The 12,869-nt window shown below is 72.6% G+C and carries 11 protein-coding genes; 3 read left to right on the plus strand and 8 right to left on the minus strand.

The features are described from left to right. Positions 1–31 precede the first annotated feature (31 nt). The 3 genes from ACWTPI_RS06515 to ACWTPI_RS06525 all read right to left on the minus strand — a co-directional run bounded on the left by ACWTPI_RS06515 (position 32) and on the right by ACWTPI_RS06525 (position 4,003). On the minus strand, positions 32–1,543 hold the full coding sequence (locus ACWTPI_RS06515) for a hypothetical protein (protein ID WP_454731221.1): 1,512 nt from the start codon (positions 1,541–1,543) through the stop codon (positions 32–34). Then, positions 1,540–2,181 carry an RNA polymerase sigma factor gene (locus ACWTPI_RS06520; RefSeq protein ID WP_155887960.1) on the minus strand — a complete coding sequence of 214 codons (642 nt, stop codon included), beginning with the start codon at positions 2,179–2,181 and terminating at the stop codon, positions 1,540–1,542. The genes ACWTPI_RS06515 and ACWTPI_RS06520 overlap by 4 nt, the downstream gene beginning before the upstream one ends. A gap of 64 nt (positions 2,182–2,245) precedes the next feature. Then, positions 2,246–4,003: a vWA domain-containing protein gene (locus ACWTPI_RS06525; RefSeq protein WP_454731222.1), complete on the minus strand. Its 1,758-nt coding sequence runs from the start codon at positions 4,001–4,003 to the stop codon at positions 2,246–2,248. 238 nt (positions 4,004–4,241) lie between these two features. Here ACWTPI_RS06525 and ACWTPI_RS06530 point away from each other — a divergent pair, with 238 nt between their 5' ends. Then, a complete protein-coding gene (locus tag ACWTPI_RS06530) occupies positions 4,242–6,125 on the plus strand; it encodes a gamma-glutamyltransferase family protein (protein ID WP_454731223.1) in 1,884 nt (627 codons plus the stop codon). A 163-nt stretch (positions 6,126–6,288) separates the two neighbouring features. On the opposite strand, the gene ACWTPI_RS06535 is transcribed toward ACWTPI_RS06530, so the two are convergent. Then, positions 6,289–6,639 carry a winged helix-turn-helix transcriptional regulator gene (locus ACWTPI_RS06535; protein WP_020201378.1) on the minus strand — a complete coding sequence of 117 codons (351 nt, stop codon included), beginning with the start codon at positions 6,637–6,639 and terminating at the stop codon, positions 6,289–6,291. 102 nt (positions 6,640–6,741) lie between these two features. Between ACWTPI_RS06535 and ACWTPI_RS06540 the strand changes: the two genes are divergently transcribed. Both ACWTPI_RS06540 and ACWTPI_RS06545 read left to right on the plus strand, forming a co-directional pair. After that, complete coding sequence (locus ACWTPI_RS06540; RefSeq protein ID WP_059412974.1) at positions 6,742–7,068, plus strand: nuclear transport factor 2 family protein; 327 nt, start codon at positions 6,742–6,744, stop codon at positions 7,066–7,068. After that, a complete protein-coding gene (locus ACWTPI_RS06545; protein ID WP_454731224.1) occupies positions 7,068–7,847 on the plus strand; it encodes an SDR family oxidoreductase in 780 nt (259 codons plus the stop codon). Before ACWTPI_RS06540 ends, ACWTPI_RS06545 begins: the two co-directional genes overlap by 1 nt. A gap of 30 nt (positions 7,848–7,877) precedes the next feature. On the opposite strand, the gene ACWTPI_RS06550 is transcribed toward ACWTPI_RS06545, so the two are convergent. The 4 genes from ACWTPI_RS06550 to ACWTPI_RS06565 all read right to left on the minus strand — a co-directional run bounded on the left by ACWTPI_RS06550 (position 7,878) and on the right by ACWTPI_RS06565 (position 12,717). Further along, complete coding sequence (locus ACWTPI_RS06550) at positions 7,878–8,885, minus strand: Bug family tripartite tricarboxylate transporter substrate binding protein (RefSeq protein WP_020201381.1); 1,008 nt, start codon at positions 8,883–8,885, stop codon at positions 7,878–7,880. Positions 8,886–9,149: 264 nt separating this feature from the next. Then, positions 9,150–10,226: a phosphotransferase gene (locus tag ACWTPI_RS06555; RefSeq protein WP_454731225.1), complete on the minus strand. Its 1,077-nt coding sequence runs from the start codon at positions 10,224–10,226 to the stop codon at positions 9,150–9,152. Positions 10,227–10,313: 87 nt separating this feature from the next. Next, positions 10,314–11,093, minus strand: a complete 780-nt coding sequence (locus ACWTPI_RS06560; RefSeq protein WP_454731226.1) for an oxepin-CoA hydrolase, alternative type — start codon at positions 11,091–11,093, stop codon at positions 10,314–10,316. Between the two features lie 100 nt (positions 11,094–11,193). Next, a complete protein-coding gene (locus tag ACWTPI_RS06565; protein ID WP_059412970.1) occupies positions 11,194–12,717 on the minus strand; it encodes a 3-hydroxyacyl-CoA dehydrogenase in 1,524 nt (507 codons plus the stop codon). Positions 12,718–12,869 lie beyond the last annotated feature (152 nt).

Below are 12,869 nucleotides of genomic sequence, written 5' to 3' on the forward strand. Positions count from 1 at the left end.
TTCTCCGCCTGCCTGTTTCCCGGCGCGCCGTTCAGCGCGCGCCGTCGTCGATGCGCTCGACGCGCACGGTATCCGGCGGCAGCGTGCTGTCGGCCTGCACCGCGTAGGGCAGCGGCGGGCGGCGCGCCGCCGGCACCGCCTGCCATAAGCGCGCGGCCCAGGCGCGGACCGCTGGGCTGTCCGGCGCCGCCGCCGTGATGCGCAGGGCCAGCGGCGCGGCGCTGGCCTGCTCCGCGCCCGGCGCATCCGGGATCAGGCGCTCCAGCGCCAGTTGCGGCTCCAGCCGCAGGCCCATCGTCACCGCTTGCGCGGGCTGCGCGAGCGAGTGCACGGCCTGGTCCGACGGTGCCGCGCGCAGCGTCCAGCGATGTCCCTGCAAGGCCGGCGCTGGCGCGGGGGACGCGGCCGGCGGCATCGGGGCGATGGCGGCGGGCTGCGGCACCGGGGCGATCGCCGCCGGCGCGGGCGCGGCAATGCGCGGCGCCAGGGCCGGCGGAGCGGGCGGCACCGGCAGCGGCGCCGTGGCCGGAGCGACTGGCGCGATTGGCGCAGCCGGCGCAACCGCGGCTGGTGCCGGCGGCGCGGTTGGCGAAGCGGCATCCGCCGCGGCCGGGCCGGCGGCGGGCCCGGCGCGATCCGCGCGCGTTTCCGGGGCGGCCGGCGCGGCGGCTGCGGCGGGTGATGTGGCAGGCGATGTGGCGGGTGATGCGGACTTGCGCGCGTCGCCATCCGGCGCCGGCGCGGCTGGCGCTTCCTGCGCGGGGCGGGTCCTGGCCGCCGCGGCAGGCTCTTGCGCGGGCGCCGGATGGGGCGGCGCGGCCGGCGCGGTGGCGGGCGGCGGGGCCGCGACGTTCGTCGCCGGCGCGGGCTCCGGCGTCTGTGCCTGCGTTTGTGCTGGCGCTGGCGCGGCCGGGCTGGCGGGCGTGGCCTGCGGCTCGCTTGCCTGGCGCGTGGCGTGGGGCGTGTCCGGCAGCAGCAGCGCGCCGTCGCGCACGTCCATCTGCCGGAGCACGATCTGCAGCGACAGCGCGGCCACGCCGAGCGTGCCCGCCAGCACGCCCAGCGCGGGCCACCAGCGGCGCGCGCGGCGCGGCGCGGCGGGCTGGCCGGCGGCGGGCGCGGTGTCCCGCTGCGCCGCCTGCTGCTGCGCCTCGGCCTGTTCGCGCAGCCACGCCTGCGCCGCCGCGCCGACCGGTGCGCCCAGCACGCGCTGCGGGCTGTCGCCGCGCCGCACTTGTTCCAGCACGGCCGCGCGGCGGCCGGCCTGCGCGGCTTGCAGGCGCGCGGCTTCCGCCATCACGGCGGCCTGCAGGCCGGCGGACGGGGTGAACGTGGCGCCGGCATCGGCATCGGCGCTGGCTGCGCCATCGGCTGCGTTCGTGTTCGCGTTCGTGGCTGCGCGCGCCTGCCGCGCGGCCTGCGCGGCGCGCGCCGCGGCCATGACCGCGGTTTCCAGCGAGGGCGGCGGCGCGAACGGCGGCAGCGCGCGCAGCAGCGCCGCGAGCCGGTCCTCGCCGGCGATGAAGCGTTCGTCCGCGCTCATGGCTGGCGCTCCTGCGGCGCCACCGCCGCCAGGCTCTCGCGCAGCCGCGCGAAGGCGTAGCGCAGCCGGCTCCTGACGGTCTCGAACTTTTCGCCCAGCGTCTGCGCGATTTCCTCCACGCTCATCTCGCTGAAGAAGCGCAGCACGATCACTTCGCGCTGCGCCGCCGGCAGCGCCATCAGCGCCTGCCGCACGCCCTGCAGGTTCTGCCGCAGCGCAGCCTCGGCCTCGGGGCTGAGGTCGCCGGCGGGCAGCGCGAGGTGGTCTTCGCCGAGCGTGTCGCGCTGGCGCTCGTAGGCGCCGCGCAGCGTGTCGAGCCAGGTGTTGCGCGCGATCTGGAACAGGAAGGTGCGCAGCGCCGCGCTGGGCTGGTAGTCGCCGCAGCGGGTCATCAGCTTGACCCAGGTCTTCTGGGTCACGTCCTCGGCCTCGCCCGTGTTGCCCTGGCACAGCCACGCCACGTAGTTGTACAGCGCCGCGTTGTGGCGGCGGAACAGCTCGGCCACCGGCTGCTCGATCAGGCCGTTGGCGACCAGCAGCATGAGGTCGGTGTCGGCCAGCGCGGACAGGCCGGCGGCGGGCTGGGCTGGCGGGGCATGCGCGCTGGCGGGCATGCGGTCGGGCGCGGAGGCATTCATGCGCGGCAGTATATGACAGCGCCGCGCATCGTCGCGGGCCGCGCGCGGCGCCACCGCGCGTGCTTCAGGGCCGCGGCGCGGGGCCGTCGCCCTGCGCCAGCGGTGCATGCGTCGACAGGGCCTGCGCCAGGTCCACGAGCTGGAGGAACTCGCCGCGGTAGCCGAAGCGGTCGTCGCCGCGCGCGCCGAGCGCGAGCGCGCGCGCATCGGCATAGCGCCAGGTGCCGGTATGGCTGCCGCCGCGCAGCAACTGGCCGAAGCCGGCCACCGCGGCGGCGAAGCGGAAGGCATCGCCGGCCTGCGCCAGCGGCCGCACCGCGCCGGCCGGCACCGCCAGTTCCAGCAGTTCGCTGGCCTGCGCCTGCGGGCGCTTGTAGCGCAGCTTGACGTGGGCCAGTTCGCCGGCGTTGCCGCTTGCGGCCGGCGCGCGCTGGTAGCGCAGCGGATCGATCAGGCCGGGCCCGCCGGCCAGCGTCAGCTCGTAGAGCGCGGTCACGGTGTGCCCCGCGCCGATGTCGCCGGCATCCACCTGGTCGTTGTTGAAGTCCTCGCGTTTCAGGGCGCGGTTCTCGTAGCCGATCAGGCGGTACTCGCTGACCGTGGCCGGGTTGAACTCGACCTGGATCTTGACGTCGCGCGCCACCGTGGCGAGCGTGGAGCTCATTTCCTCCACCAGCACCTTGCGGCCTTCCATCAGGTTGTCGATGTACGAGTACGCGCCGTCGCCGGCGTCGGCCAGTTGCTCCATCAACTGGTCGTTGTAGTTGCCGGTGCCGAAGCCCAGCGTGGACAGCGACACGCCCGACTTGCGCTTTTCCGCGACCATCGCCTTGAGCTCGCGGAAGTCGGTGACGCCCACGTTGAAGTCGCCGTCGGTGGCCAGCAGCACGCGGTTGATGCCGCCGGCGATGAAGCTCTGCTGCGCGGCCTGGTAGGCCAGCGCGATGCCGCTCGCGCCGGCGGTGGCGCCGCCCGCCACCAGCGCGTCGATGGCGGCGGCGATGGCCGTCTTGTCGCTGCCCGGCGTGGGCGGCAGCGCCACGCGCGTGCCGCTGGCGTAAGTGACCAGCGTGATGCGGTCCTGCGGGCGCAGCGCGCCGGTCAGCAGCTTGAGCGAGGACTTGAGCAGCGGCAGCTTGTCGGCCGAGTACATCGAGCCGGACACGTCGACCAGGAACACCAGGTTGGCCGGCGGCAGGCTCGCGCGCGCCGCGTCGGCGGCCTTGATGCCGATGCGCAGCAGCACATTGCCGGCCTGCCACGGCGCGGGCGCGGCTTCGGCGTGCACGGCGAAGGGCCGGCCGTCGCGCGGCGGCGCGTAGTCGTAGGGGAAGTAGTTGACCATTTCTTCCACGCGCACCGCGTCGGCCGGCGGCAGGCGGCCCGCGTTGAGCAGGCGGCGCACATTGCTGTAGCTGCCGGTGTCGACGTCGATGCCGAAGGTGGAGACCGGCGCCTGCGCGACCTGCTGCACGCCGTTTTCCTCGATGGCGCCGTAGCGCTCGCGCGCGGGCCCGGCGCGCCAGTTGGGCTGCGGCTGGCGCGCGGCGATCGCGGCGTGCGTCCCGCGCGGGCCGAGGTGGAGCGGCGCGCGTGCGTCGGCCTGCGCGTCGGCCCGGCCGGCTTTCGCGGCGGGGGCGGCCGGCGCCGGAAACGCCATTGCCGGCGCGGTGGCGAAGGGCTCGCTGGGCAGGATCACCGGAGCAGGCAGCGGGTGGGCCGTGCCGCTGTCGGCGGCGGGGTTCGCCTGCTGGTTCGGGGACGGTCCGCCGCATGCGGCCATTGCGAGGGCAACGGCCAGGACTGCCGGGCGCTTGTGCATGTCGATTTCTCCGGAAAGGGCCGCGCCGGCGGTGCCGGCGCCGGGGCACTGCGGGTGAAACGAAGCAGCCCGGCGGGCGGGGTTAAGGCGGCGCAAAAAAAAGCGGGCAGCCTGCCGCGCCGCGGGCCGGACCACGATCGGCGCGCGCGGTCCATCCGGTCTGTCCCGCAGCCGGCGGCGGGTGCCGCGCGCGGGCGGGCGCCCTACAATGCAGGTTTCCCCCCAGGAGGAGTTCGGCATGGCAATCCAGGCATATTCCCCGGCGCTCTGGCGTGGCCCGCTCGCGGCCGCCGCGGCGCTCGCGCTGCTAGGCGCCTGCTCGACCCAGACCGGCGCGCCGCCGGCCGCCGGCGCCGCTCCCGCCGCATCGGCCGCGTCCGCGGTTGCCGCGCTGCCGCCCGCGCCGGAAGTGGCATCGGGCTACCGGCAGGGCATGACCACCACGTTCGCGGACCGGCACATGGCGGCGGCGGCCAACCCGCTGGCCACCGAGGCGGGCCGCAAGATCCTGCGCGACGGCGGCTCCGCCATCGACGCGGCGATCGCCATGCAGGCCGTGCTGACGCTGGTCGAGCCGCAGGCCACCGGCATCGGCGGCGGCGCCTTCATCATGTACTGGGACGGCAAGCGCGTGCAGGCCTACGACGGCCGCGAGACCGCGCCCGCTGGCGCCGGCGAAAACCTGTTCCTGCGCCCCGACGGCAAGCCCATGAGCTTCAGCGAAGGCCAGATCGGCGGCCGCTCGGTGGGCACGCCCGGGGTGCTGCGCGCGCTCGAGCTGGCGCACCGCCAGCACGGCAGGCTGGCCTGGGCGAAGCTGTTCCAGCCCGCCATCGAGCTGGCCGAGAAGGGTTTCCCGATCTCGCCGCGCCTCTACACGCAGATCGCCGCCGACAAGTTCCTGCCGGATTCGCCCGAGCTGGCCGCCTATTTCCTCGGGCCCGACGGCAAGGCCAAGCCGGCCGGCACCATGCTGAAGAACCCGGCGCTGGCGCGCACCCTGCGCGAGATCGCGCGGCGCGGGCCCAATGCGCTGTACGCCGGCCAGGTCGCCACCGACATCGTCAGGCAGGTCAACGGCAGCGCCAACCCGGGCTCGCTCTCGCTGGCGGACCTGCGCGACTACCGCGCCAAGGAGCGCGTGCCGGTGTGCAGCGACTACAAGCGCTGGAAGATCTGCGGCATGCCGCCGCCGTCGTCGGGCGGCATCGCCATCGCGCAGATGCTCGGCACGCTGCAGGCGCTGGAGGCGCGCGACCCGAAATACGCGCTGGCGGCGATGACGCCGCGGCAGGTGGCTTCGCCGGCCGGCTTCGAGCCTACCGTGGACGCCGTGCACGCGGTGTCGGAAGTGGGACGCCAGGCCTACGCCGACCGCGGGCTCTACGTGGCGGACTCGGACTTCGTGCCGGTCAACGTGGCCGGGCTGATCGACCGCGACTACCTGGCCCAGCGCGCCGCGCTGATCGGCGACCGGAGCACGGGCAAGGCCGAGCCCGGCGTGCCGCCCGGCACGCGGGTCGCGTTCGCGCCGGACCGCTCGCCGCCGCGCGTGTCGACCTCGCAGATCGTGGCGGTGGACAACGCCGGCGGCGCGATCTCGATGACCACCACGGTGGAGAGCTATTTCGGCTCGCACCTGATGGTGCGCGGCTTCGTGCTGAACAACCAGCTCACCGATTTCTCGTTCGTGCCGAGCGAGAACGGCAAGCCGGTCGCCAACCGTGTGCAGGCCGGCAAGCGCCCGCGCTCGTCGATGGCGCCGACGCTGGTGTTCGACCGCGAGACCGGCAAGCTGGCCGCCACGGTGGGCTCGCCCGGCGGCTCGCAGATCATCGAGTACGTGTCCAAGACGCTGGTGGGCCTGCTGGACTGGAACATGGACGTGCAGGCGGCCATCAACCTGCCCAACTTCGGCAGCCGCAACGGCCCGACCGAGCTGGAAGCGGGACTCGTCAGTCCGGCGCTGGCGCAGGGCCTGGCCGCGCGCGGGCACCAGGTGGCGCAGATCGAGATGACCAGCGGCACGCAGGCCATCGTGCGGCGCCAGCGTCCGGACGGCAAGTGGGCGTGGGCGGGCGGCGCCGATCCGCGGCGCGAAGGGGTGGCGCTGGGGGATTGAGCGAGGCCGGCCTGCCGTTTGTTTTCTCCCCTCTCCCATTTCATGGGAGAGGGGAGCCAACCGTCGGTGATCGGAGGTCTGTCAGCAATTCGAGGCCGGCTCGCGCGAGCCGGCCTTTTTCGTTTCACGCCATCGCCAGCCGCCGCGCAGCCGGGCGCGCCGGTCAGTCCCCGCGTTCCTTCCCCGCGGGCAGCGCTCTCTGCTCCGACCACAGCAGCAGCGCATCGAGCGCCGGGCACAGCGCTTGTCCCCACGCGGTCAGGCGGTACTCCACCTTGGGCGGGACCTGCGCATAGACCTGCCGCGCCACGATGCCGTCGGCTTCGAGCTGGCGCAGTTGCTGGGCCAGCATCTTCTGCGAGACGGCGGGGATCAGCCGCTCCAGGTCCGAGAAGCGCCGCACCTTGCCGTCGAACAGGTGGAACAGGATGACCAGCTTCCAGCGCCCGTCGATCAGCCGCAGCATCTCTTCCACGCCGATGGCGGCCGTCGCGGGCGTATAGACCTTTCTCATGGGTGGGTAGCTTACTTTTTCGTGCGTTCTTGATGGGCGGGCAGCTTATGCCGAGAATCCCGGTATCGCAAATTCCTGCCGCAATCCCGGGCACCGAAAACCATGAGCTTGCCACTGCCTGACGCCATCGCCACCTTTTTCGCGGTCAGCAACGGCGCCGACGACGCGCTGCTGGCGCATTGCCTGGCGCACGATGCCGCCGTGCGCGACGAAGGCCGCACCCACGAGGGACCAGAGGCCATCCGGGCCTGGCTGCGCGACGCGCGGCGCAGGTATGCGTACCGCGTCGAGCCGCTGGAAGCATCGCGGCAGGGGGACGGCGTGAGCGTGATGGCCGAGGTTGCCGGCGATTTTCCCGGCAGCCCGGTCCGGCTCGCGCACGTGTTCGGGCTGCGCGGCGGCCGCATCGCATCGCTGGAGATCGGCTGATGGGCATGGACCTCGAGCTGAAGGGGCGGCGCGTCCTCGTGACCGCCGGCACCAGGGGCGTCGGCGCGGCCGTGGTGGCGCGCTTTCGCGAGTCGGGCGCGCGCGTCGTGACGACGGCGCGCACGCGCCCCGATGCCTTGCCGCAGGCGCTGTTCGTCGGCGCCGACCTGACCACGGAGGATGGTTGCGCCGCGGTCGTGGCGGCGGTCGGCGAGCGCCTGGGCGGCGTGGACATCGTCGTCCACGTGCTGGGCGGCTCGTCGGCGCCGGCGGGTGGTTTCGCCGCGCTCGACGACGCCGCGTGGCACCGCGAGCTGCATCTGAACCTGTTTCCGGCGGTGCGGCTGGACCGGGCCTTGTTGCCCGGCATGCTGGCGCAGGGCGCGGGCGTCATCATCCACGTCACCTCGATCCAGGACCGGCTGCCGCTGCCGGCATCCACCACGGCCTACGCCGCGGCGAAGGCCGCGCTGTCGACCTACAGCAAAAGCCTGTCGAAGGAGGTGACGCCGAAGGGCGTGCGCGTGGTGCGCGTCGCGCCCGGCTGGGTCGCGACCGAGGCCGCCGTGGCGCTGGCCGAGCGGCTCGCGCGGCAGGCGGGCACCGACTACGAGGGCGGCAAACGGATCATCATGGATGCGCTCGGCGGCATTCCGCTCGGGCGTCCGTGCAAGCCGGCCGAGGTGGCGGACCTGATCGCCTTCCTGGCTTCGCCGCGCGCGGCGGCGATCAGCGGCACGGAATACGTGATCGACGGCGGGACCATCCCCACGGCGTAGCGTGGCCGGGCCCCGCGCCGGGGCGCGGCTTCAGTCGAGCCGCACGTCGGCCTGCTTGACCACCGCGGCCCAGCGCGCGCGCTCGGCGACGAAGAACTTGTTGGTCTCGGGCGGCGTCATGGTCACGACCTCGGCGCCCTGGCCGGCCAGCTGCGCGCGCACTTCCGGCGTGCGGATGATGCGGATCAGCTCGGCGCTGATGCGCGCCACCAGCGCGTCGGGCATGGCGGCCGGGGCCATCACGCCCTGCCACGTGCCGGACTCGAAGCCGGGTACGCCCTGTTCGGCGATGGTCGGCACCTGGCCCACCAGCGGCATGCGGGTCTTCTTGGACACCGCCAGCACCTTGAGCTTGCCGGCCTGCACCTGCGGCAGCGTCGCCAGCATGCCGTTCATCAGCACCTGCGCCACGCCGCCCACGGTGTCGGCCACGGCCTGCGAGCCGCCCTTGTAGGGCACGTACTGCCACTTGGCGCCGGTGGCCTGCGCCACCGCCACGCCGGCCAGGTGCGGCGCGCTGCCGATGGCGGTGACGGCGAAATTGAGCTGGGTGCGCTTGGACAGCTCCACCAGTTCCTTGAGGTTATTGGCCTGCACCGACGGATGCACCACCAGCAGGTGCGGCGAGTAGGCCAGCATCGACACGCCCTTGAGGTCCTTGCCCGGATCGAAGGTGAGCTTGGTGTAGACCGACGGGCTGATCGCCAGCGCGCCGACGTCGCACAGCAGCAGCGTATGGTTGTCGGTGCCGGCCTGCGCCACCATCGCGGCGCCGATGTTGCCGTTGGCGCCGGGGCGGTTGTCCACCACGATGGGCTGGCCGAGCGCCTCGCCGAGCTGCTTGCTGATCAGGCGCGCGATGATGTCGGACGAGCCGCCGGCCGGGTAGGGCACGACCAGGCGGATGGGGCGGGTGGGCCAGTCGGCGGCCTGCGCGGCGGACGACAGAAGGGTGCCTGCGGTGCCCAGGCCGCCCGCGGCGGCGGTGGCGCCCAGGGCGGAGAGCTGGCTGAGGAAGGTGCGGCGGGTGGTCGGCATTGCTGCTGTCTCCGGTATGGCTTCGTTGTATGTTGTCGTATGTGTTGGATGATAGCTTGAAGTTTCCGGCTGGTCTAGGGGCGGGTTTTCGCCGACATGCCGCGACTGTGGCTTGTTCTGCGCATTCCGCGATCGGGCAGTGTCATCAAATACACATCGTGTGATACGACAACATGGCCCGAAAAAAAAGCCCCGTTCCCGGCAGGGAAGCGGGGCTTGCCGCGCCGTGGCCCGCGCCGCGGGCCGGCGTGGCCGGGCGTGGACTTATTGCCTGGCCTTCCTGGCGTATTCCCAGCCCATTTCCGCCATCGGCCGCGCGCGCTTGCCGGCGTCCAGGGCCTGCGCTGACGAGGCGGTGCCGTCCACCACGCGCTTCATGATGCCCTGCAGGATGCCGGCGATGCGGAACATGCTGAAGGCGAGGTAGAAGTTCCAGTCGCCGGTGATGGGGCGGCCGGTGCGCTGCTCGTAGGTGCTGCGGTAGGCGGCTTCGTCGGGGATGCCCAGGCTCTGGTAGTCCAGCCCGGCGATGCCGCGGAACTGGCCGGGCGCGATGTGCCAGCTCATGCAGTGGTAGCCGAAGTCGGCCATCGGGTGGCCCAGCGTGGACAGCTCCCAGTCCAGCACCGCCAGCACGCGCGGCTCGGTGGGGTGGAACATGAGGTTGTCGAGGCGGTAGTCGCCGTGCACGATCGAGGTCAGGTCGGCGTCCTCGTGCGGGATGTGCCCGGGCAGCCAGGCCATCAGTGAATCCATCGCGGGAATGCTCTCGGTCTCGGACAGCTTGTACTGCTTGGTCCAGCGCTCGATCTGGCGCGAGAAGTAGTTGCCCGGCTTGCCGTAGTCGCCCAGCCCGATGGCCTGGTAGTCGACCGTGTGCAGCGCGGAGATGACGCGGTTCATCTCGTCGTAGATGGCGGCGCGCTCGGCCGTGCTCATGCCGGGCAGCGACTGGTCCCACAGCACGCGGCCGGCGACGAATTCCATGATGTAGAAGGCGCGCCCGATCACCGCCTCGTCCTCGCACATGGCGTACATCTTCGCCACCGGCACGTCGGTGCCGGCCAGCGCCGCCATCACGCGGTATTCGCGCTCGATGGCGTGCGCCGAGGGCAGCAGCTTCGATTTCGGGCCGGGCTTGGCGCGCATCACGTAGGTCCGGCCCGGCGTGACCAGCTTGAAAGTGGGGTTGGACTGGCCGCCCTTGAACTGCTCGATGGCCAGCGGGCCGGCGAAGCCGGCCACGTGCTGGCCCATCCAGGCTTCCAGGGCGGCGAGGTCGAAGCGCTGCTGCTCGGCCACCGGCCGCGTGCCTTCGAAGTTCGAAACGTTTTCGCTCATGCTGTCTCCGTTCTTGGTCTGTTCCGGGTGTTCCGTGTGCTGGCGTGGCCCGCCCGTCTGCGCGGGCATGTCGGGCCGGCCGCGCGCCTAGCGGTAGCGCGGCTTGCGTTTTTCCAGGAAGGCGCCGATGCCTTCGCCGCCGTCCTTGTGGTGCAGCGCGGCCACGAAGTTGTCGCGCTCCTCGGCCAGGTGCTGGGTGAGGCTGGCGGTGCCGGCGTGGTTGATCAGCGCCTTGATGCGGCCCGCCGCGTGGGGCGACTGCTCGGCCAGCGCTTCGGCCAGCCGCAGCGCCTCGGTGAGCGCCTGCCCGTGCGGCACCACGCGGTTGACCAGGCCGAAGTGGGCCAGGCGCGCGGCGTCGGCGGGCTTGCCTTCCATCATCAGCTCGGAGGCAAGCTGGCGCGGCAGCGCGCGCGCCAGCTCGTAGGAGCCGCCGCCGTCCGGGGTCAGGCCGACCTTGACGTAGGCCATGACGAACTTGGCGTCGCTGGCGGCCACCACGAAATCGCAGGCCAGCACCAGCGAGAAGCCGGCGCCCGCGGCCGGGCCTTCCACCGCGGCGATGATGGGCTTGGGAAACGCGTGCAGCGTTTCGATCCAGTGGTTGAGGACCTCGATGCTCTCGGCCTGCACCGACTGCGGCCTGGCGCGGTTGGCGAGCAGGCGGTTGAGGTTGCCGCCGGCGCAGAACGTGCCGTCGGCGCCGGTGATGACCACCGCGCGCACTTCGTCGTCGCGCGCGGCCTGTTCCAGCGCTTCCTGCGACGCCGCGTAGATGTCCGGGTGCAGCGCGTTGCGCGCCTCGGGGTTCGAGATGGTCAGCACCAGCGTGGTGTCGACGCGTTCGGAAAGCAGCTGAGCGGTCATGGCGGCGGGGCGGGAAACGAGGCGGCGCGGAGGCGGAGTCCGCGCCGGCCGGGGGCGGATGCGAAACGACCGCAGGCCGGGGGGCTTGCGGTCGCGCGGATTACTGCTCTTCGGCCAGCAGCGACAGGCCGAGGCCGGCGCGGCGCCACAGCCACGGGCTGGGGCGGTAGCGCATGTCGCCGGTCAGGCGCTCCAGGTTGCGCAGTACGGTCAGTACCAGGTCGGGGCCGATCGCGTCGCCCAGCGCCAGCGGGCCCTTGGGATAACCGAGGCCCAGGTTGACGGCGAGGTCGATGTCGACCGGCGTGGCGATGCGCTGCTGCGCGATGTCGCTGGCGATGTTGACGATGGAGCAGACGATGCGCTGGGCCACGAAGCCGGCCGAGTCGCGGATCACCGTGACCGGCACGCCGTCGGCGCCGAACAGGCCGTGCGCGGCCTCGCGCGCGGCGGCGGTGGTGGCCGGCGTGGTCATCAGCGTGCGGCGCTTGGTGGCCTCGAACGGCATCAGCGTGTCGATGGCGACCACGCGGCTCGGGTCCAGGCCTTCGTGTAGCGCGCAGGCGGTGGCGTCCAGGCCCAGCGGCGTGACCACGATCAGCGCGTCGGCCGACGGCTGGTTGCCGGCTTCGGCGGTCATGCCCAGCGCGCCGATCAGCTTGACCACCATCGCGTGGCCGCGCTCGTCGGCGTGGCTGACCCAGACGCTGGCCGGGCGCGCGGACGGCGCCGGCACGGCGGCGGGCACCTGCTTCTGGCCGTCCACGTAGCGGTAGAAGCCGGCGCCGGCCTTGCGGCCGATCAGGCCGCCCACCGCGCGGATCGCGGTGATCGGCGAAGGGCGGTAGCGCGGTTCCTGGTAGAACTGGTTGTAGATCGACTCCATCACCGGGTGCGACACGTCCAGCCCGGTCAGGTCCATCAGCTCGAACGGGCCCATGCGGAAGCCGGCCTGCTCGCGCATGATGGCGTCGATGTCGGCGAATTCGGCCACGCCTTCCTGGGCCACCTTGAGGCCTTCGATGTTCATGCCGCGCCCGGCATGGTTGACGATGAAGCCGGGCATGTCCTTGCAGCGCACCGGGGTATGGCCCATGCGGCGCGACAGCGCCATCAGGGCGTCGCCCACGGCCGGGTCGCCGGACAGGCCGTCGATCACCTCGACCACCTTCATCAGCGGCACCGGGTTGAAGAAGTGGTAGCCGGCGACGCGGCCCGGGTGCTTCGCGCCCACGGCGATCGCGGTGATCGACAGCGACGAGGTGTTGGAGGCGATCACCGCCTCCGGACGCAGGATGGCTTCGAGCTTCGCGATCAGGTCGCGCTTGACCTCGAGCTTCTCGACGATGGCCTCGAGCACCATGTCGCAGCCGGCCAGGTCTTCCAGCGCGCTGCAGGGCTTGACGCGGGCGAGGGCGGCGTCGGCGTCGGCCGCGCTGATCTTGCCCTTGTCGGCCAGCTTGGCCAGCATGTCCTGCAGGTATTGCCGGGCGGCCGCCACGGCTTGCGGATTGGTGTCGTACAGGCTGACGGCGAGGCCGGCCTGCGCGGCGATCTGCGCGATGCCCCGGCCCATGGCGCCGGTGCCCACGATGCCGAGGGTGTCGATGGTGAAAGTGCTCATAGTGCGTCCAGAAAGTTGTGGTTAAATTAGCACGAGCGTACGTTTTTTGCATCATCCGCGACAGTGGCGCGGTGCAAGCGGCGTGCGCTGATCGGCCACAGGCAGCCGCCAGAGTCTGCCATGCCACACAATGCGGCCCGGCCCTTGCGTTG

The organism is Cupriavidus ulmosensis (assembly GCF_977008105.1).